20 protein-coding genes, 4 tRNA genes and 1 riboswitch are annotated in these 19,905 nt (G+C 46.9%); of the genes, 16 read left to right on the forward strand and 8 right to left on the reverse strand.

Annotated features, from left to right (window positions below):
• Positions 1–399: 399 nt before the first annotated feature.
• The 4 genes from ADS79_RS10900 to ADS79_RS10915 all read left to right on the forward strand — a co-directional run bounded on the left by ADS79_RS10900 (position 400) and on the right by ADS79_RS10915 (position 769).
• Positions 400–473: transfer RNA gene (locus tag ADS79_RS10900), tRNA-Gly, on the forward strand.
• A gap of 10 nt (positions 474–483) precedes the next feature.
• A tRNA-Met gene (locus ADS79_RS10905) sits at positions 484–560 on the forward strand.
• 20 nt (positions 561–580) lie between these two features.
• Positions 581–656: transfer RNA gene (locus ADS79_RS10910), tRNA-His, on the forward strand.
• Positions 657–684: 28 nt separating this feature from the next.
• Positions 685–769: transfer RNA gene (locus ADS79_RS10915), tRNA-Leu, on the forward strand.
• Positions 770–894: 125 nt separating this feature from the next.
• Here the strand turns inward: ADS79_RS10915 and ADS79_RS10920 are convergent.
• Both ADS79_RS10920 and ADS79_RS10925 read right to left on the reverse strand, forming a co-directional pair.
• Positions 895–1,371 (reverse strand): DinB family protein, encoded by a 477-nt coding sequence (locus ADS79_RS10920; protein WP_049738439.1) that lies wholly within the window; start codon positions 1,369–1,371, stop codon positions 895–897.
• 164 nt (positions 1,372–1,535) lie between these two features.
• Positions 1,536–2,444, reverse strand: coding sequence for an EamA family transporter (locus tag ADS79_RS10925; RefSeq protein ID WP_049738440.1), 909 nt, complete (start codon positions 2,442–2,444; stop codon positions 1,536–1,538).
• 261 nt (positions 2,445–2,705) lie between these two features.
• On the opposite strand from ADS79_RS10925, the gene rarD reads away from it, so the two are divergent.
• Entirely contained in the window at positions 2,706–3,614 is a 909-nt protein-coding gene (gene rarD / locus ADS79_RS10930; RefSeq protein ID WP_049738441.1) for an EamA family transporter RarD, read from the forward strand.
• A 103-nt stretch (positions 3,615–3,717) separates the two neighbouring features.
• Here the strand turns inward: rarD and pdxK are convergent, their stop codons facing one another.
• Both pdxK and ADS79_RS35635 read right to left on the reverse strand, forming a co-directional pair.
• Complete coding sequence (gene pdxK / locus ADS79_RS10935; protein ID WP_049738442.1) at positions 3,718–4,533, reverse strand: pyridoxine/pyridoxal/pyridoxamine kinase; 816 nt, start codon at positions 4,531–4,533, stop codon at positions 3,718–3,720.
• A 241-nt stretch (positions 4,534–4,774) separates the two neighbouring features.
• A complete protein-coding gene (locus tag ADS79_RS35635; protein ID WP_162839527.1) occupies positions 4,775–4,945 on the reverse strand; it encodes a hypothetical protein in 171 nt (56 codons plus the stop codon).
• A gap of 220 nt (positions 4,946–5,165) precedes the next feature.
• Between ADS79_RS35635 and ADS79_RS10940 the strand changes: the two genes are divergently transcribed.
• Genes ADS79_RS10940 through ADS79_RS10950 form a run of 3 tightly spaced genes read left to right on the forward strand, consistent with a single transcriptional unit; the run spans position 5,166 to position 8,909 of the window.
• Entirely contained in the window at positions 5,166–5,867 is a 702-nt protein-coding gene (locus ADS79_RS10940; RefSeq protein WP_049738443.1) for an ABC transporter ATP-binding protein, read from the forward strand.
• 22 nt (positions 5,868–5,889) lie between these two features.
• Entirely contained in the window at positions 5,890–7,353 is a 1,464-nt protein-coding gene (locus tag ADS79_RS10945; RefSeq protein WP_049738444.1) for an ABC transporter permease, read from the forward strand.
• A 20-nt stretch (positions 7,354–7,373) separates the two neighbouring features.
• The gene (locus ADS79_RS10950) at positions 7,374–8,909 is read left to right on the forward strand and encodes an efflux RND transporter periplasmic adaptor subunit (protein WP_049738445.1); all 1,536 of its coding nucleotides are present in this window, start codon (positions 7,374–7,376) and stop codon (positions 8,907–8,909) included.
• A 74-nt stretch (positions 8,910–8,983) separates the two neighbouring features.
• Here the strand turns inward: ADS79_RS10950 and ADS79_RS10955 are convergent, their stop codons facing one another.
• Positions 8,984–9,673 carry a hypothetical protein gene (locus ADS79_RS10955; protein WP_049738446.1) on the reverse strand — a complete coding sequence of 230 codons (690 nt, stop codon included), beginning with the start codon at positions 9,671–9,673 and terminating at the stop codon, positions 8,984–8,986.
• A 14-nt stretch (positions 9,674–9,687) separates the two neighbouring features.
• Positions 9,688–10,458, reverse strand: coding sequence for a class I SAM-dependent methyltransferase (locus tag ADS79_RS10960; RefSeq protein ID WP_049738447.1), 771 nt, complete (start codon positions 10,456–10,458; stop codon positions 9,688–9,690).
• A gap of 196 nt (positions 10,459–10,654) precedes the next feature.
• Between ADS79_RS10960 and ADS79_RS10965 the strand changes: the two genes are divergently transcribed.
• The 3 genes from ADS79_RS10965 to ADS79_RS10975 all read left to right on the forward strand — a co-directional run bounded on the left by ADS79_RS10965 (position 10,655) and on the right by ADS79_RS10975 (position 13,797).
• Positions 10,655–12,691: a hypothetical protein gene (locus ADS79_RS10965; RefSeq protein ID WP_049738448.1), complete on the forward strand. Its 2,037-nt coding sequence runs from the start codon at positions 10,655–10,657 to the stop codon at positions 12,689–12,691.
• Between the two features lie 80 nt (positions 12,692–12,771).
• Complete coding sequence (locus ADS79_RS10970) at positions 12,772–12,963, forward strand: hypothetical protein (protein ID WP_049738449.1); 192 nt, start codon at positions 12,772–12,774, stop codon at positions 12,961–12,963.
• 24 nt (positions 12,964–12,987) lie between these two features.
• Positions 12,988–13,797 carry an EcsC family protein gene (locus ADS79_RS10975; RefSeq protein WP_049738450.1) on the forward strand — a complete coding sequence of 270 codons (810 nt, stop codon included), beginning with the start codon at positions 12,988–12,990 and terminating at the stop codon, positions 13,795–13,797.
• A 5-nt stretch (positions 13,798–13,802) separates the two neighbouring features.
• Here the strand turns inward: ADS79_RS10975 and ADS79_RS10980 are convergent, their stop codons facing one another.
• Together ADS79_RS10980 and ADS79_RS10985 are read right to left on the reverse strand one after the other, a co-directional pair.
• The gene (locus ADS79_RS10980) at positions 13,803–14,351 is read right to left on the reverse strand and encodes a GNAT family N-acetyltransferase (RefSeq protein ID WP_049738451.1); all 549 of its coding nucleotides are present in this window, start codon (positions 14,349–14,351) and stop codon (positions 13,803–13,805) included.
• A gap of 96 nt (positions 14,352–14,447) precedes the next feature.
• Positions 14,448–14,891 carry a flavodoxin gene (locus ADS79_RS10985; RefSeq protein ID WP_049738452.1) on the reverse strand — a complete coding sequence of 148 codons (444 nt, stop codon included), beginning with the start codon at positions 14,889–14,891 and terminating at the stop codon, positions 14,448–14,450.
• Between the two features lie 149 nt (positions 14,892–15,040).
• Positions 15,041–15,229, forward strand: a riboswitch (Lysine riboswitch).
• Between the two features lie 161 nt (positions 15,230–15,390).
• On the opposite strand from ADS79_RS10985, the gene dapD reads away from it, so the two are divergent.
• From dapD to ADS79_RS11010, 5 genes are all read left to right on the forward strand, one after another.
• The gene (gene dapD, locus ADS79_RS10990) at positions 15,391–16,101 is read left to right on the forward strand and encodes a 2,3,4,5-tetrahydropyridine-2,6-dicarboxylate N-acetyltransferase (RefSeq protein ID WP_049738453.1); all 711 of its coding nucleotides are present in this window, start codon (positions 15,391–15,393) and stop codon (positions 16,099–16,101) included.
• 14 nt (positions 16,102–16,115) lie between these two features.
• Complete coding sequence (locus ADS79_RS10995) at positions 16,116–17,330, forward strand: aspartate aminotransferase family protein (protein ID WP_049738454.1); 1,215 nt, start codon at positions 16,116–16,118, stop codon at positions 17,328–17,330.
• A 3-nt stretch (positions 17,331–17,333) separates the two neighbouring features.
• Positions 17,334–18,467: an N-acetyldiaminopimelate deacetylase gene (locus ADS79_RS11000; RefSeq protein WP_049738455.1), complete on the forward strand. Its 1,134-nt coding sequence runs from the start codon at positions 17,334–17,336 to the stop codon at positions 18,465–18,467.
• Between the two features lie 284 nt (positions 18,468–18,751).
• Positions 18,752–19,348, forward strand: coding sequence for a hypothetical protein (locus ADS79_RS11005; protein WP_049738456.1), 597 nt, complete (start codon positions 18,752–18,754; stop codon positions 19,346–19,348).
• A 113-nt stretch (positions 19,349–19,461) separates the two neighbouring features.
• Complete coding sequence (locus tag ADS79_RS11010) at positions 19,462–19,824, forward strand: DUF4912 domain-containing protein (protein ID WP_049738457.1); 363 nt, start codon at positions 19,462–19,464, stop codon at positions 19,822–19,824.
• Positions 19,825–19,905: the final 81 nt, after the last annotated feature.

Below are 19,905 nucleotides of genomic sequence, written 5' to 3' on the forward strand. Positions count from 1 at the left end.
ATTGCTTCAAATGATAATGACGGGCTGTAAAATGGAAATCCAATGATTGGTATACTAGCATGACAATCCTTGCTTTAGCAACATAGCGTAATGAAGCAAACAAATGGAAGAAGTTCATGATGACTTTGAAACAACGAGACAGATCAGTGTCTGATGCTAGTCGACCAGGACTTGTTCGACAACCCGGGGTTTGTAATTCGTGTTAGTACTTCTGCCTTCATTTGCCCGATCAGCAATATCCTGCATCATAATTTCATATTCTTGACTTTATTTTCACGTGTGTTACAATTAAGTGTAGCAAAGAACCTCTCGGCGTAAGTCTTGCCAGTAGTTCGGGTAGCCATTTTCGTTGGAGTCTATGTTACAGGAAGCGTACGAGTGTGGTCATGCATTTGATTTGCGGGTGTAGTTCAATGGTAGAACTCCAGCCTTCCAAGCTGGTCGCGTGGGTTCGATTCCCATCACCCGCTCCATCCATTTTTTGGCGGTGTAGCTCAGCTGGTTAGAGCGTTCGGTTCATACCCGAAAGGTCGGGGGTTCGATTCCCTCCGCCGCTACCAAGAGAAGATGATAGTTTGTGGCGGTCGTGGCGAAGGGGTTAACGCACCGGATTGTGGCTCCGGCACTCGTGGGTTCAAGTCCCATCGATCGCCCCATTTTCTACTCGAATTGAATCAGTCATTTGCGGTCGTGGTGGAATTGGCAGACACACCATCTTGAGGGGGTGGCGGGGCGACCCGTGCGAGTTCGAGTCTCGCCGACCGCACCAACCTACATTTTTTATAGAAATAATCAAGCTCAGTGCAATGCCCGTTATGGCGATGCTACTGAGCTTTTTTGGTTTTCTGCTTTGTGCCAGTACCAAGAGGGAGGCAGAAGTTCTGTCATGCCCTGTTAGACGTTTTGGGTATTACCCAGAAAGCGACGAATCGCTGTAATGGCTGCCAAATGCAGGCCCTCATGAAAAATCGTTCGTACAAGAACCTGAGAAATCGTGTGCATGCCTGACTCCGTTGCAGGGAATTCCTCTTCCAGACGCTCACCGTACATGGTGCGGATCTGTTCCGGCTGATTGGCAAGCAGCTGGCGAAGCGTATCAAGGGAAGGTGGGGGTGTTTGCCAGTCAGCTGGTTTAGTGCCATACGCGAACCACTCGTGGAATCCCGGCGGAATCGATATTTCTTCCTTTGTTAAGTGCGAAATCCACAAATATTGATCCAGGTAGATATGCCCCAAATTCCAAAGGATGCCGTTATTGAACCCTACAGGTACTAGATTGACTTCCTCTTCTGTCATGCCTTCGATCGCATGCAAGGTTTCACTGCGATAATCCTGTAGCTGCTGGAACAAGACGATGTGGTGCTTTTCCATTTAGAGAGGCCTCCTTATTTTTGGATATTTATGTCCAAGTAGTTCCATAAGGAGAACGCAAGTTCCTGCCAGCAGATAACTCTCAAAGAAACAAAAAAAGACATGCCGGAAAGATAGCAGCCAGCACGTCTTTTTGTTTCATGTCTTCAGGTTGGAAAGCGACATTACATACTTCGCTTCTGGAGAGGCTGAGAGGATGTAAACAACTGAAGCCATTTGATTTGCGGGACACCAATTGCTGCCAGAATCATCAAAACGCCACCCCATTGTGTGAGGGTCACATTCTCGTGGAGAACAAAGCTGGATAACAGCACGACAGCTGGCAGTTCAATCGCACTGAGAATGGTAGCCAGTCCATTTCCGATACGCGGAACGCCAACTGCCAAGCAAAAAATCGGGATAACTGATCCGAACACAGCTACACATAATGCAAGTGGCAGAAGCCCGGAGGTAAGCTGTCCATTCAAAAGAAAGTTCGGCGGATAAACGATAGAGAGCATCACGGCAGCCATACTGATCGTAATCGCGCTTCGCAAGTAAGGATTCATCTGTGGCAGGATGCGACCGCTGAAGAAAATGACAAAAGCAAAGGTAGCACCTGATAAGAGTCCATATATAAGTCCGGAAATACTTACGTTTTGCAAACCACTTTCACCCAGCCCACTCGCCAGCACGGTACCGATGCCCAGCATAATCAGCGAAACCCATTTTTCAAGGGTGGGCCATTTGCGATCGACGAGCGACTCTAGCAGGACGCCAATCCATGTAAACTGGAATAACAGTACAATGGCAAGCGATGCGGATACGCGACTCACAGCTTGATGATAAAAGATGCTAGTGCATGCCATCATGAGACTTACCGGAGCGAGAATCAGCAAATACTTGAAGCGAAACCGTTCCCGAGAAAACAAGGAAGCCATAACAATCATAATCAAGCCGCCAAAAATCAGTTGACTCCCGCTAAGCTCATAAGGTGTGTACCCAACTTGAAATCCATGTTTTAAAAAGAGGGAGAGGACACCATAGCTGCAGGCCCCGCTTATGACCAAAAATACAGAACGCCAGTATGTCATAGGTAAAAAATCCTTTCTTATGACTAAACTCGGAAGAATATTTACTATTGTACTATAGCTATAAAATTGGTACAATAAAATTTTGTCTACCTCTTTACTCTGGTAACATGGTAATCAGATAGCTAACTGCTTTGTTACCTTGGTAGTGAATGAAAGTGTAGCAAAGCCTGTATTCTGCCTGTAAATACATAGCCGTTTCGTGATTATTCCGTTACACTACTATTACATTAAGAAGGCGAAATCGTTTGGAGGCAAAGGAAAATGAAACAGGGAGTTTTTTACGCGATTGCTGCGTACTTTATGTGGGGTCTGCTCCCGCTGTATTGGAAGGTGTTCCAAGCGATGGGGGCGTGGGAGATCCTCGCCCATCGGATTATTTGGTCTGTTTTATTCGTTGCCATTATTATCGTTGTTACCAAGCGCATCCGTAAGCTAAGAGAATCTGTTTCGGGTGCGAAAATGATTGGCGCATTGATTGTTTGCTCCCTTTTGATTAGTGCTAACTGGCTTCTTTACATTTGGGCTGTAAACAATGATCAGGTCATGCAAACAAGCCTTGGCTACTACATTAACCCGTTAATTACTGTATTGATGGGTGTCATTTTCTTAAAAGAAAAGATGCATGTAGGACAGTGGGTTTCACTTGTATTGGCAGCCTGTGGGGTCTTATACATCACGATTCAATACGGTGAGTTTCCGTGGATTGCCCTATCGCTTGCCTTGACGTTTGCCTTTTACGGTCTGGCCAAAAAGGTGGTAAAGCTGGAGGCGATCATTGGCTTGGCATGGGAGACGCTTTTTGTCGCACCAATTGCGCTAGCCTACCTGATTTGGCTTCAAATCAGTGGTACAGAGACGATTTCCCTGTTGGCCTGGTGGCAAGTGCTGCTGTTGACACTGGCAGGAGTTGGTACAGCTTTGCCGCTTTATTGGTTTGCCCAGGCTGCTATTCGTCTGCCGCTTTCGATGGTTGGCTTTATTCAGTATTTATCACCGACCATTTCCCTGTTGTCGGCAATTTTCCTGTTTCATGAGCCATTTACGACGACTCATCTGATCAGTTTCTCTCTCATCTGGAGCGCATTGATCATTTTTACAATCAGCTCGCTGCGGAGAAAACCTGCTTCGGTCTCTATGAAAACAGGTGCACCAATCAAAAAAGAAGCCTGACCATGAGCGAATAACAAAGTAGATCAGATTTCCTTTCAATAGAAAAACTCCTGACAGACCAATCGCAAGACTGGCTTTGTCAGGAGTTTTTGCGTGTAATAGCTTATGAGTGCTTGCTCAAGCGGTATGCGCCGTGGTTAGTAGGGCCTACGTATTTGTTCAGGGCAAAGGAATGACGAATCGCTTCTGTGATGAAGTCTTTTGCGACAGCTACTGCTTCGCGTACCGAATTTCCTTTTGCGAGCTCTGCACAGATTGCGGCAGAGAATGTGCAGCCTGCTCCATGGGTGAAGGTCGTTTCGAAACGCTCCGATTCCAGCACCTCGAGAGATTGTCCGTCATAGAACACATCCACAGCATGATTTCCAACCTGCAGCTTGCTTCCGCCTTTGACTACGACGTACGCTGTACCGAGATCGTGAATGCGTTTTGCTGCTTCTTTCATATCCTCCACGCTTGTGAGCGCACCCAGTTGACTTAAAATTCCTGCTTCAAACAGGTTTGGTGTCGCTACGGTAGCGCGTGGAAGCAATACTTCGCGCAGGCTGATGGCGATTTCCGGATGGAGTGCCTCAGCACCTTTACAGATCATAACGGGGTCAACAACCACGTTTTTCAATTGATATTGTTCAATCTTGCGGGTAGCGAGCTCGACCAGCTCAGTAGTGCCGAGCATGCCTGTTTTGACTGCGTCAACTCCAATACCGGCAAGAACGGTTTCGATTTGTTTTTCCAGAATAGCCACGTCGATAGGAAAAACCTCGTGGAACCAATCATTGTGAGGATCTTGAGCCACGATGACGGTGAGAGCGGTCATCCCGAAAACACCCAGCTCCTGAAACGTTTTTAGATCGGCCTGTTGGCCAGCTCCGCCGCTAGTGTCAGAGCCTGCGATGGTCAGTGCTTTACGAATGGTCATTTCGATTATCTCCCTTTGTGCCGCAGTCATGATGCTGCGGAGCTATACTGTCATGCGCTGTACTGTCTCCTTCTATATTAAGAGGAAAAAATCGGTGGTGTCAATAATATCCCCTGAAATAAAAAGATGTACGATCCAAATTCAGCACGGCGGAGTGTAGCTGGCCCCAACAGGGACAAAGAAAAAACCGCTTTCCTCCATGGAGAAAGCGGTTTCAAAAAAAGCTCTATTTTTAATTCTCTTATCGCGAAGTTGCGTGATGAAAGGAGAAGGAAATAGTTGTGGACATGGATTTGGAGCGCTTCGTTGCAAGCTGCTTGGCTTGCTTCGCTGCTTCGAACATACTTGGAGCTTTGATGATTTCAACCCATCGGCGTGTTGCGGTTTCGAATAAAAAGCGGTAGATGGTCATTTTTTATCTGCCCTCTCATTTGTTCTTGACACCTCTATCATAGCAGGATTCTGGGAGGGAATGGTTACAGGATTGTTACATAATTTTGAAAAACATGTTGCATCTGTGTGAACGTTAAAATGTTTCCTAATGTGCGTTACGTTTTTGAATATGCTACGTCTTTAGTATGAGATGTTTTAATCATTTCCATTTTACGTGAGCGAATGAGGTGTAAAAAAGGATGGCTAACGCAATAGGAGAACTGACTGTCACGGAGGTCAATCACAGCTACGGAACGGGCAAGATCAAGGTACCTGTGCTGTTTGACATAAACCTGCACGTGAATAAGGGCGAGTTTGTCGCGTTGTGCGGCTCATCGGGTTCAGGGAAGTCAACCCTGCTCAACCTGCTCGCTGGTTTGACGAAGCCGGAGGAGGGTAGTGTAACAGTCAGCGGAGAGGAAATTTCCAGCTACACCGAAAACCAGCTGTGCCTGTTTCGCCGGAAAAGTATGGGCTTCATTTTCCAGTCGTACAATTTGCTGCCGAATTTGACAGCACTGGAAAACGTCGAGCTTCCATTAATTTTTGCGGGCGAAAGCGTGAAAAAGCGCCGGGCAAAAGCTACACAGATTTTAGAGCGAGTCGGGCTGGAAGGACGGATCGACCACAGGCCAAATGAACTGAGTGGTGGACAGCAGCAGCGGGTAAGTATCGCTCGCGCATTGGTCAATTCGCCTGGAATTATTTTGGCGGATGAACCGACAGGAAATCTGGATAGTAAGACAGAGCAGGAAATCATGAACTTGATGAAGCAAATGAACAAAGAAAATGGGACTACGTTCATCATCGTTACCCATGAGCAGGAAGTAGCAGAGCAATCTGACCGCGTGATTTATTTGCAAGACGGGCGGGTAGTACAAAAAAGGACAAGACCAGCGTAGGCGGGTACGAGGTGAACACATTGTGAAGATAATAGATTCTTTTCGAATCGTCTGGCGAAATTTATGGCGGATGAAACTGCGTACTGCACTAACCTCGGTTGGTGTCATGATCGGTACTGCCGCCATTGTTGCCATGATCGCACTAAGCTTAGGGTTGAAAGAAAGTGCAGTGAAGAGTTTAGAGAATTTTGGGAATTTGACCGAGATGGATGTAGAACCGATGTACTACATCTACGAAGAGGATCGGATGATTCCAGAGGAAGAGCGGAAAAAGCTGAACATGGAGGCTGTCCATGAGCTCAAGCAAATTCCGGGGATAGCAGCAGTCATGCCGATGAAGCGTCTTTACGAACAGGCCAAGCTCAAGGTTGGACGGCGCGAGGGCTACGTTGAGCTCATTGGGGTGGACGTGAACGAATCGGCAGAGTACCGGAAGAATGATGTGGAAAAAGGGGCCTATTTGTCAGGGTCGCCACAAGAAATTGTCGTAGCCTATGATGTTCCGCGTGAAATGCGCGATGTAGAAAAGGAAAAACGCGATGCACGCAGAAGAAATGCGGACTCCAATCGATCAGGCGGGGGAGCGGGAGCATCCTTCATGCCACCTGATATGGGGGGCGGAGAGCAAACAGCCGCATTTAATCTGGTTGATAAAGCAGCCACAATCGTACTCACTCGGGAATATCGGATCGACGACGAGCCGAAGTACGAGAAAAAGGAAGTGCGTGTACGCGTAGTCGGTCAGCTTCGGCAGTCGGAAAATCGGCGTTACTCGTCGGCCGTTTACGCTCCGCTAAGCGTCGTAAAAGAGCTGAATGATTGGGTGAACCGGAGTCGGGGAGATGAGAGCTCGGGCGGGAATACTCGGCGCACACGTGAAGAGGCGAAAAAGGATAAATTTGAATTTGATCAGATGACGGTCAAGGTAGAGTCACGTGAAATGGTGGAAAGTGTCGTCAAAGCGTTGAAGGAAAAGGGCTACGAGGTATGGTCGCCTGCGCGTGAGCTTGAGACGATCAACAAGTTCTTCTTTGTGATTCAGATGGTGCTTGGCGGAATTGCAGCTATTTCTTTATTGGTAGCGACAATCGGTATCGTCAATACGATGATCATGTCGATTTTGGAACGAACCAAAGAGATCGGGATCATGAAGGTTATTGGGGCAACCGTCCTCAATATACGTTGGCTGTTCTTGATGGAATCTGGTTTTATTGGGCTGATCGGAGGATTGGCTGGCTTGGGCATGGCTTGGGGAGCAGTAGAGCTGGTCAACTATTTTGGCGCTTCAGGGGGACTTCTGGATGGCTTGAATATGGGGTATGGCCGCGGTGGAGGCGAGGCTGAGCCTAGCAAATTGGCTGTTATTCCTGGCTGGCTGGCATTATTTGCAATCGGATTTTCCTTCGTCATTGGTTTGTTGGCTGGTATTTTCCCAGCGATACGGGCATCCCGTTTGAGTGCGTTGCAAGCGATTCGATCTGAATAAAGAAATGTGAGGAAGCAGACATGGAGAAGAAAAAGTCAAAGAAAAAATGGATCATCATAGCGGCGATTGCGGTCGTCCTTGGTGGTGGGGGATACTACGGCTACACGTATTTTACAGGCAAAGATGCAGCTACTGAGGAAACGCCAATGGAAAAGCCATCTTTTCCAACAGCTGCAGTCGAGCTGGGAGAAGTAAAGAAGGTCATCTTCTCGTCTGGTACCGTAGAAGCGAAAGCACGTGAGGAAGTAAAGCCGGAAATTAGCGGCAAGGTGCAGCGTTTGCTGGTGAAGGAAGGTCAAACCGTTAAAAAGGGAGATGTACTATTTACCGTAGATAGTGCGGATGCCCAATTGGAGATGCAAAAGCAGGAATTGTCAATCCTTCGCGCCAAAAAAGAATTGGATGAACTAAAGAACAAGAAGGACAGCATCCACTCGGATAAGGCTGGGAAAGTAAAAGAAATTCTTTTCAAGGACGGGGACACTGTTACTCCCGATTCAGTAGTAGCCAAGCTTACCAACACAGATTATCTGAAAATCACGGGGAAGTTTAGCGCATATGAGGCTGAGCAATTCCGGGTAGGACAAAAGGTCAAGATTTTCATTACAGCGTCACTCTATTACGTAGATGGTGTCGTCACAGCAATTGACTTGGTTGGTAAAAAGGAAGCGGGCCTAGGCGGCGTTCATAATGTTGAGGTGCTTGTCAAAAAGCCGGGAGCGATTTACGTAGGAGATATGGGAGAAGTCCAATTTACTGATGCAAAAGGCACTTTGTATGCAAGTCAAATGGCAACACCATTTGAGCTCCCGGATGAAATGGAAGTATTGGCAGGAACGCATGGAAAAATCGCAAAGGTTAATTTTGAAAAGGATGATGAAGTGAAAGCAGGTCAGCTCCTGTTTAAAATGGATATGACATCATCTGACCTCGAGCTGCAGGAAAAAGAGCTGTCATTGAAAGAATCGCTATTGACCATGGAGCAAAAGAAACGGGAAATCGCGAAAAAGCAAGTGGAGGCACCGATCAATGGTGTCATTACAAAGGTAAATGTAAAAGAAGGCGAATCACCTGGCTCAGGCGAACCAGCCGTCATTATCATGGATACGACATCAGTGTACTTCGTAGCGGCAGTTGACGAAATTGACATTCCCTCCATCAAGCTGGGACAGAGCGTAGATGTTTATGTAACGGCATTTGGAAATAAGCCATTCAAAGGCAAAGTGACCGAGCTTCCAAAAGAAGGAACAAAGGAAGACAAGACCGTTCGTTTCGCGGTAAAGATTGAGCTCAGTGATACAACAGATATGAAGCATGGGATGACAGGTGATTGTGATATTTATGTAGAACAAAAAGAAAATGTCAAACGTTTGCCAATCCATGCGGTGGAGTTTTTGGAGGAAGGCAAGGGATCTGTAATGGTAAAAGACCCAACCACAGAAGAGCCTACGTCAAAAGAAGTAACAGTAGGCGTTGAAGGAACGGATTTTGTTGAAATTATCGATGGCCTAAAAGAAGGCGATGAAGTATTGCTGATGAATGGAGAAGGGATGTAATCTCTGTTCATTTTTTACAAAGAATAGCCCCGCTGGACCGTCTCCTGTGACGTGCTAGCGGGGCTTGCCTGTTTTTATGAGGTCAGACTGTGCTCTTTCTTTGTGAGACCGAGCTTCTCAGTCATTTGCGAAACTAAGCTGCGGAGAGGATGCGACACGGCGATTCCCGTTTCCGCGGTAAATTGTTGGGCGACTGGTGACATAGATAGCTGGGCTACTGCCAAAGAGGCGTGGTGATGAGCAGTTGCAAGCTTTTGCAGCTCATTTTTCACAGCTTCACGGTAGGCGTCTTGTTTATTATCCAGCAAGAGGGTGAATGCCCCTTCGATGATGCTAACTTCAATTTGTGGATGCAATCCGTGTAAGTGTGCATAGTCACGTAAGCGGTTCATCGTTGGATCGACTGTTGCCGGATTGGAGAAAAGGAGGATTTGCGGCTCTGCACGATGGCATATCTCGTGAAAAAAAGGCTGGTCAATCGTAAAAATCGGCAAGGCACTGGCAGCCTCAACTTCATCCGTCACACAGGCTGCATACTGCGTGCAAGTAATCACCATCGCATCAGGAGCACTTGTTTGCATCCAGTTTAATTGCTCTTGTAATTTTGCCTGAGACTGCTTGTAAGAGAGCGCATTCTTCCCCTCTGAATTGAGCAGTAAGCCAGGATCGACATAATGCACCATGTCAATCGCCACAGAGGCAAAAGCGTCTGCAAGTAAAGAAATATTAGAGAAGTGTCCATGCAGACAAGCAATACGTTTCATGTGCAGCATTCCTCCTATTCGCTTGATTTATTTGCAATCACGCGAATACGCTTGTAATCAACGATCCACTTGCCATCCTGGAACAGAGCGGGGCGTAACAGCTCGGTTACCTGCAAGCAGACATCATCAATATCACTGGCAGACAAATCTGCAAAAAATGGACTGCAAAATGAGTCCAGCCAATGCCGTAATCCTCGATCGCCATCAGGCATCACCGTAGGGCGATCATAATGTGAGGCCAGGACGACACGGAATCCTTGTCGCTCTAATAAGGCTGCGTATTCGGCTATGCTAGGAAAATACCAGGGCATCCGTTCATCAGCAGAAATGCCTTTTTGTGCAAGGGTAGTGCGCAGAGCGTTTATGACAAGCTCACAGTTTCCTTTGCCGCCGAATTCTGCCACAAATCTGCCTTTTGGAGCCAAAGCAAGCCAGACAGATTCAATTACCTCTTCAGGTCGTTTCATCCAGTGCAGGGCAGCATTGGAGAAAATCGCGTCATAGGAATCAGAGGTACGAAACGTATGCGCATCCGCGATCTGAAAAGGCAGATGAGGATACTTTTGCCGGGCACTATTAATCATATCGGCAGAAAAATCGACACCCATTACCGTTGCTCCTGATTCAGCCAGACTCGCAGTCAAATCCCCCGTACCACACCCGAGATCCAAAATACGTTCTGTGGAAACAGGTTGTAGCCAATCAATTAATCCTCTGCCATAATGAGAGACGAAGTTCATTTTATCGTCATAGAGTTCGGCATTCCACTGCTTTGTTTGCGTCATATCGTATCCCTCCTTAGCTATTGTTTTACCAGCAAATCGCCTATAATTGCAAACTATTTAAAATTATTTATCCATAGTTTTTTCCTATATCAAATAAGGAAGTCATTTCCTGACCTGCTACTAACAGGAGAACTGGATTTTTTTGTCGAATAAAGTATGCACGTTTAGTTTTAGAGAGAAAGTGAGAGGACAATACGTGAAAAAATGGGTTGTATCAGCACTGCTCGTGTGCATGGCAACTGGCACCTTGCTCTCAGGTGTAGCAACGCCTGTATTAGGTGCCGTGACCACTTCCGAGACGAAACAAAATAGCCAGCACTTCAAACCCGCACAACAGCCAATTCACGAAAAGATTGGATTTAACAATGTTCAAGTAGTCGGAGTGGATGCAAACGGATGGAACTGGGTGAAAAATGATGAGTTCATTTTGCCTCCAGGCACACCGCTTGATATTGACCTGGTACAGACTACCTACGGAAATGGAGCCAATCTGAGTCGGTATGAGATTTTGCTAGATAATGTGGCGATGCCGACATTAACTGGGGAGAAGCGCGCGGAGGAAGCGGTATTGAGGTGGGAGGTCCCACGGATTTCGATTCCTGAATCCCAGTTACCGGCTGGAGTACATACATTAACCTTTGTCATGTCGGACGTAAAAGGGCAGAAAAGCACAGTACATGTCCGTTTTCAAGTAGCAGCGCGCAGTACTGATTTCAGCGTATTTGAAGGTGAAAAAGCAGAGGGAGAGGCAATCCCTTCGGATGGAGTAATGGGAATATTTGCGTTGCATGGCACGAAGATATTTACAAGTACGGTCACCGGTACTTGGACGTTGTATAACGTAGAAAAGGACACAAAGAAGGAGATGAAATCTTTTTCTGGAAAGACCTATAAGGCGGGTCCGATCATGGAAGGGCAATATGAAGTTGTCTTTACACCAGAAGAAGTGAACCTTCCATCGTGGACGACGACGATTCATGTAGGATCGGTTGATTTATACCAGGGAAGAGATGCAAACGGACAGAAGCTCACTCCGAATCAGAAGATAACAGCCCCAGCTGCCCCAAGCCAAATTCAACTGTATTCATTGTTCCCGGGACGGTGGTGGGTGAATGGCACAGGTCAAACACTGACCGACTCCCAATATTTTGATGTAGTAGTCCCTGATACGTTTGCGGGCATGGCGCTGACGGTTACATTTGAGCCGATTTCAAGCAAGTCATCACCGGGCACAAGCAGAAGTGAGGTGGCGAGTGTCCAAATTCAGATTCCTGGTACACCGAATGCCTGCGGGCCGACAGAACCAAAGGTGACGCTTGATCTGCTCACTCAAAAAAATAAAGGCTCCTCCCTTATTGCAGAAAAGGAAAATCTGTATTCTTCTAATAGCACAGTTACCGTTTATCAAAAGCCGATCCATGTGTTTTGGTTGTCAACAGCTGCTGATCATTTTCTGCAAGGGTCGGAGGTACCTAGCGATGAGGGACCAGGTGTCTGGGCTGTCAATAACGCCATTGTCGAAAATTCAAAGTTAAATTGGGATCACACAGCCCTGGATCTTTCGACTTTTAAGCCGGAGCGTTATAAAATAAACTACTACAGCAAGCGCGATCCGAAGCAAACATGGTGCGGGTACGTGCAAGTCATTGAGGACAATGCTCCAGCACGATCAGGATTGGTTTGCGATCAGATGGAATCAGGGGTAGCGCCGCCAAGCAAGCCGATTTCATTGAAGACAAAGGGCGGCTCGAAGTATTCAAATGAAGAAAAGATCATGATTGAGTCAAGCATGGATTTGGATGAATGGCAAAAGGTTACTCTCTTAGCCAGCTACGTTGAGCGCACGGGAACAAAAAAAATAAAGCAAGATGGGCGTAATTACTATATGCCGAAAGTTGAATGGTCGTACGGAGAAATCGGTTTTGGTTCCCGCCAAGCTCCAAATGGGGCACAAATGACTTCGGAAAACCGAGTAGAGGTGCTCTACGATGGCAAGCTCATTTACTCGCTAAAGCCGAGCCTGCGCGAGGATGAAGACAATGGACTCAGTGATTTGAACATCAAAAAAATCATTTCGGGCAACGATGCCAAGCCCGGTGAATACACCATCAGAGTAACGAACACGCTTGGCTACACAAGCTGCCAAATACTTTCTACGAATCGTTCGTATAACAAGCAGACGGATTTTGTGGAAAGCGATGAGCTTCTTACCCTAACGATAGATGTTCAATAGGAAGAGGTAGTATCCCCCGTTTTTATACGGGGGTTTTTTGTATAAATAGGAGCAGCTATACTGACCAGGGAGGAAACAGGATGACCGAAGAGCAACGAGCCATTCTCGAGAAGTTTGGCTTTTCCTTAGAAGACGGTAAAGTGAAACATTCCAAACTTGGGATCGTAAGAGAAATAGAGGATTTCATGTCCTTTTCCACAGCCAGGGAGCTGCAGGAATTTGTGAAGGAAATTCTTCGTAATCAATGTCAGCTGAAACGAAAAAAACCATAAAGCAGCCTGGAAGGGGCAACGTGGATGGAGTCAAGAGAGTCTTTACTGGCAGCGCTCAAGGAAGTAGAGGTCTGGGAAACGAAGCAGCGGGATTTGTGGTTTTGGGAAAAATTAGGCAGACTTCCGTTTGTATTATTGGATCGTATGACACCAAAATTCATTCGTGAAAAGCTTGGAGCAGCCGTGGATGAAATGGCCGCTTTTTTGGAAACCGGGGGTACCTATCTGGTCTCCGATGAAACTGTTTACAGCAAATTTCGTGCCCGTCAAAAGAATTCGGGAACGATGTCATTAAATAAAGAGACGATCGCCACGATACCACTTGCAGAGATGAATGCAGTTGCGGTCCAAATGAGTGAATCACGGGCCGCCTTTGCCACAGTTCAGGGTGCAACGACAGGTGTGGGCGGTATTTTTACATTAGCTTTGGATATTCCGCTTTTGCTCGGCACATCCCTCAAGATTTTGCAGGAAATGGCTCTGTGTTATGGCTATCGACCGGAAGAGAAGCGGGAGCGCCTGTTTGTTGTCAAATGCCTTCAATTCGCTTCCTCCGATATCGTTGGCAAAAAGGCAATATTGGATGAGCTGTCACGCTTTGATGAACCTGCCACTGAAAAAGACGTCATCGCCCAGCTCCAAGGCTGGAGAGAAGTCGTTGTCACGTACACAGAAAATTTTGGGTGGAAAAAGCTGTTTCAAATGGTGCCAATCGCAGGGATTTTGTTCGGGGCGTATATCAATCGTTCAACCGTACAAGATGTCGCCGAGGCTGGTATGATGCTGTACCAAAAACGGCGAATCCTGGAGCGGTTGCGTCAATCTGGAGAATAAGAGCACTATTTTTGCCAGTCCTCGGTCGTGATGGCATACATGTTGTGGTCTTCCCACGTGCCGTAGATTTGTAAATAGCGCAGAGACAATCCTTCATAACGAAATCCGTTCTTTTCCAGTACGCGAATAGACCCGAGATTGCGTGGCATCACCCCAGCCTGAACGCGATGCAGCTTGGCTTTTGTAAAGGCGTATTGCAGAACGAGTCCAACTGCGGCTGTAGTATAGCCGCGTCCATTGCAGCTTTGGTCCATAAAATAGCCCAATGTAGCGTTTTGCCACACGCCGTGGACGACATTGGACAAGGCGACACGACCGATCATTTCATCTTTTTCAGAAAGAAAAACGCCAAAAGCAAATCCGGTCCCGTTCTCGAAGTCCAAAATGGCTTGAGCAACTTGCTGCTGTTGTCCTTCCAATGTCAGGAAAGAAGCAGGACGGATCGGTTCAAATGGCGCCAGGAAGTTCTGATTACTCATCCGAAGCTCCAGTAGCTCGGCTGCGTCTTGTTCACGAAGAGGGCGTAAATAAATAGAATCGGTATGTAATTGCATCAAGCGATCCTCCCTGAGAAAAAGTGGTGGATCGATAGTGTACCATGTTTCCTCCTCGCAAGAAATGCAATTTGTAAAAAAGAGTCTAGAAAAGGTTTAAACTCCGAGTGATTCTACGAAAGAAACGCCAAATGCTTTGCACTTTTCGATTTCCTTCGCATTCGGGGTAAGCTCGATCTTTAGCCCTTCCAGGGGAGTCTCTGCTCCACGCTCACGTGCTTTCTCCAAAAGAATATTGACAGCAGCACCTACATGCTCATAGTTGGAATCGCATGACCCAAAAGCGATGACTTTTTTACCGCTCAAATCAATGTCGTTCATTTCTTCGTAAAAGTCCAGGCACTCGTCTGGCAGTTCGCCATCTCCCCATGTGTACGCGCCGAGAGCGATTCCATCATAAGACTCCAGCTCTTGTGCGCTGACATCCATCACTTCTTTTATCACAAGCGTAGCCCCCGTAGAACGAATTCCCTCTGCGATGGCCTCAGCCATTTCCTGTGTGTTTCCAGACATGCTCGCGTATACAATCAAAAAGCTCATAAAAAGAAAACCTCCAGTTAGATAATGAAAATCATTCTCATAAACAAAATAATGAAAATGAGAATCGTTGTCAACACAAAATTCATTTTGATAAAGCTGTTGCCACAATGGATTGATTTTGGTAGAGTTAAATGAAATTAATAGTTGGAAGTCTAAATAGAGGTGCGCCGAGGATAAGTACATCTTCTCGTGATCTGCCAGGGGGCAGGAGAAGGGGGAAAGGCTAAAGCGCCGAAGCTGCTGCTGTTCCCCTGAATAGCAATGGTTGGGATGGATTGTGAAGAATGATCATCCTGTCATGAAAGGTGAAAAGCCTTTTGTGGAGCGCTATTTACGATTTGCTTGCGGAGTATCCAAAGCAATGAGTTAGCGTATGCACTCATTGCTTTTTTTAGTGAATCAGAAGGGGTAAACTGCAAGTATATGCTTCCTGATTCAGCTAGATGATCATTCCGCCGTTCATTCTTACATGCTTGTCAATTAAAAGGAGGACTCACCTGTGAACATGATGGATGCAAACGAAATTATCGCGTTTATTCAAAAAAGCGAAAAGAAAACACCAGTGAAGGTATACGTGAAGGGGAATCTGGAAGGAATCGACTTCGGAGCAAGTGCAAAAGCGTTCATCACAGGTGGAACTGGTGTCGTGTTTGGCGAGTGGAAAGAAATCGAGCCTGTTCTGGCTACGAATGCGGACAAGATCGAAGACTACGTGGTTGAAAGCGATCGTCGCAACTCTGCAATCCCATTGCTCGATACCAAAGGAATTCAAGCGCGCATCGAGCCAGGCGCGATTATTCGTGATCAAGTAACGATCGGTAACAATGCAGTGATTATGATGGGTGCTTCCATCAACATCGGTGCGGTCATTGGTGAGGGCACTATGATTGATATGAACGTAGTTGTCGGTGGTCGTGGAACAATCGGGAAAAACTGCCACATTGGCGCAGGTTCTGTTATTGCCGGTGTCATTGAACCGCCTTCTGCTCAGCCAGTTGTCATCGAAGACGATGTAGTGATTGGTGCCAACGCTGTAGTGCTTGAGGGTGTACGTGTAGGAAAAGGTGCTGTTGTAGCAGCCGGTGCGGTTGTAATTGAAGACGTGCCACCTTACGTCGTTGTAGCAGGTACCCCAGCTCGTGTCATCAAGCAAATCGACGACAAGACTCGTTCCAAAACAGAAATCAAACAGGAACTACGTCAGCTCTAAGGGAGTGTGTACTCATGGATTGGCGTTCGCTTGATGAACAATACATCGTCTCTACGTACAAACGTCTGCCGATAGCAATCGCCAAAGGGGAAGGCAACTATTTGTACGATACCAATGGCAAAACATATTTGGACTTGTTTACGGGACTCGCCGTGAATGTGCTTGGTCATTCTCATCCTCGCATTTTGCGTGCGCTTCGAGAGCAGGGAGAGCAGTTCCTGCATATATCCAATGTCTTTCTCAACCAGCCTGCGATTCGTTTGGCGCAGCGTCTGGTTGAGCATACGATTCCGGGGAAAGTGTTTTTTACCAACTCCGGGGCGGAGGCGACAGAAGCTGCAATCAAACTGATTCATAAATGGACAAAAGCTGATGGAGCTGGACGTGAGGGAATCGTAGTCCTCAAAAACAGCTTCCACGGCCGAACGCTCGGTGCGGTTCGATTGACCAGGCAAGCTCATGTCTATCAGGATTTCCCGCAGCCTGCTTTTTCTGTTTATGAGCTGGATGCACAGGATACTGCTGGTCTGCGAGAGCTTTGCCAAAAAGTTAAGCCTGCCGCTGTCCTGATGGAGCCTGTTCTTGGTTCTGGCGGTGTAGTTCCGCTATCAGAGACATTCCTCCAAGAGGTATCAGCGATCTGCCAGGAAGAAGGCATGTTGCTTGCGATGGACGAAATTCAGACAGGGATGGGACGTACAGGCAAGCTTTTTGCTTATCAGCATGCGAATGTAACTCCTGACCTGATCTTGTTTGCAAAAGGCGTAGGTGGTGGCCTGCCACTGGGTGGTGTGATTGCCGGAACCAAGCTGATGAACCAGTTCAAGCCGGGGGATCATGGAACGACCTTTGCTCCTTCCCCACTATCGGCTGCTTTGGGGAATGCTGTCATGGACGAATTGCTTGATCCAGAATTTGTAAAAGGCGTGGATGACGTAATTGCGTACCTGTGGAATCAGCTGGAGGCACTGCGCGCGCGTCTGGGTGATCAGCTTCAGGCATTGCGTGGGAAGGGCATGATGGTCGGTATCCCTCTCAGTGTCTCTTCTGAAGAAGCGAGTCATCTGCAGCAGCAACTGCTGGAGGAAGGCATACTCGTGGACGTGACACAAAAGACTATCGTTCGTCTTCTGCCTCCATTGACTTTGACAAAAGCGGATGTAGATCGTTTTATGGACGTTTTTGCTCGTCAACTGGCAGCTCTCACAGGTACACGGGAGGGTGCGTAAGCCATGGCCATTTCCTCATTTGCTCAGATTCGTCGTGATCTGCATCAAATTCCGGAGCCAGGCTTTCAAGAAGTAAAAACGCAAAAGTACTTGCTTGATTATCTGGAGAAGCTCCCGCAAGAGCGGCTCCAGATCAAGCTGTGGCGCACAGGAATTTTGGTCAAAATTGCAGGCACCGCTCCAAAGCGGACAATTGCCTGGCGTACAGATATGGACGGACTCCCGATCGTAGAAGAGACCTCCTACCCGTTTCGTTCGCTACATGAAGGCTACATGCATGCCTGTGGACACGATATGCATATGGCGATTGCCCTTGGACTTCTGACGCATTTTGTTCAAAACCCAATTGCTGATGACCTGCTGTTCCTCTTTCAGCCGGCAGAAGAAGGCCCCGGTGGAGCTCTGCCGATGATGGAGGGCGAGGAGTTCGCAAGCTGGCGTCCTGATTGTATTTTTGCCCTGCATATTGCTCCCGAGTACCCGGTGGGCCATATCGCTACGAAGCCTGGAATTTTATTTGCGAACACATCGGAATTATTTGTTGATTTGGTCGGCAAAGGCGGTCATGCTGCGTTTCCGCACAAGGCAAACGATATGGTGGTTGCTGGAAGTCATTTGGTGACACAGCTGCAATCTGTAATTGCTCGAAATATTGACCCACTGGACTCAGCTGTCATTACTGTGGGCAAAATCGAGGGTGGAACGAAGCAAAACATCATTGCCGAAAGAGCAAGACTGGAAGGTACGATCCGGACCTTTTCCATGGAATCTATGGCGCTTGTCAAAGGCAGAATCGAATCGCTTGTAAAAGGGATAGAGGCTGGCTTTGAGTGCTCGGCTACGATTGATTATGGCTGCGGCTATTGCCAGGTGTATAACAATGAGCAGCTGACGAATGACTTTATGGATTGGGTACAACATGAATGCAATGATGTTACGCTTGTTCATTGCAAGGAAGCGATGACGGGTGAAGACTTTGGCTACTTTTTGACGGAGATACCCGGATTTTTATTTTGGCTGGGTGTTCAGACTCCATATGGCTTGCATCACGCGAAAATCGAACCGAATGAAGACGCGATTGAGGTGGCCATCCATCTGGTTTCCCGTTACTTCACTTGGCTTTCCAAGCAGTCTTAGGTAAATAGATGTGCAAGAGCGGCTTATTGAGGCCGCTCTTTTTTTTGTGCCTGTATGAGTCCGTTTTCCGGAATGACTCGAGTCAAGGGCTTTAAGTAGTTATTAACAAAGGTTGTGTATAAGTCCTTCGTCCTAGGTTTGATTAACCTGTGGATATTGTGGATATTGTTGAAAAAACTTGAGATTCGACCACAACTATTTGCCTGAATAGACGTATAAAATAAAGTGAAGAACTTTCGGACAGAACAAGCGCGACTGCGCAAACATACAGGAGGATTAAAAACATGAAAAAAGCATGGTTGTCGGCCTTGTTGGCGTTGACTGTTGCAGGTGTGGGAACTGCCACTGCCTTGGGGGAAGGTGCGATGCACGTTCTGCTCGGTGGCGAGCAGGTAGGGACCAATATGCCTGCTTCGAATGCAGAGTCGGTGGAAGAGATTGTGAACAAGATGGGTGGGTTTGTTGAATATGATCAGCAAACAGGAAAAATGGAGATCGTGAAGCCAACTGTTAACCTGTTGATCGTCGAAGGAATTCAGCAGACACGAAATAAAAATGTTGTATTTAGCAATCCGGTCAAAGGCTATAGTGACAAAAATATCCCGCGTACCTTTAACGTTTTTGTTGAGGTAGATGAAGCACCGGTTGCCAAAGACCTGAGAATGCAGCTGGTATTGATCGCACCAGACGGTAAAGAAGTTGATAAAGGAAAAGAATGGAAATACTCAACACAAAATGCAAACAGCTTTTATTTCTCGGAACCATTCGTTTCAACCAAGCTAGAGAGCTATGGCACTTATAAAGTTCAAGTACAAATGAAAACAGACAAATTCAAGTCATACGTGGTTGTGGGAGAAAATTCATTTACAGTTGGGCGCTAAAAATAAAGGCTTGGATGCGTTTCCACCCGAGTAGTTCCCATGGTATAATAGATGGAAAAGCCAATATAATTTGGTGACAGCAAGTACATGAAAGAAAGGGACGATGGGAGCGAATGGATACAAATCCCCCGCGGTCATCCACAGACGTAGAAGGCCCGAGTATATGCATTGCTTGGAAAGATGAGCAATCCATCCAAGCAGAGTGGAACATGACGAAGGAGTTCGAGCAGGAAGTTGAGAGGAAGTTTGCCATTCCTTTTGCCGAGCTGCCATTTGTCTTACGCCTTTTCGATGTGACTGACCGCAAAGAGATCCGAGATGATGGCACTGACCTTTACACTGATTTTGATATCAACCACCGCTCTTCTGAATGGATTTTGTACGGAGTGACGCAAGGATTGGAATATTGCGTAGATCTGGGCATTCGGATGGTGGATGGAAGGTTCTTCTCGCTATCGAGATCTCAAATGATTTGATCAACGTGCTCATGGTAACAGGCTTCTATTCATTTTCGTGGGAGCTGCTCTTCTTTACCCGAATTGTTTAGGTGTTGAGAA

This window comes from Brevibacillus reuszeri (assembly GCF_001187725.1).
Lineage (GTDB): Bacteria > Bacillota > Bacilli > Brevibacillales > Brevibacillaceae > Brevibacillus > Brevibacillus reuszeri.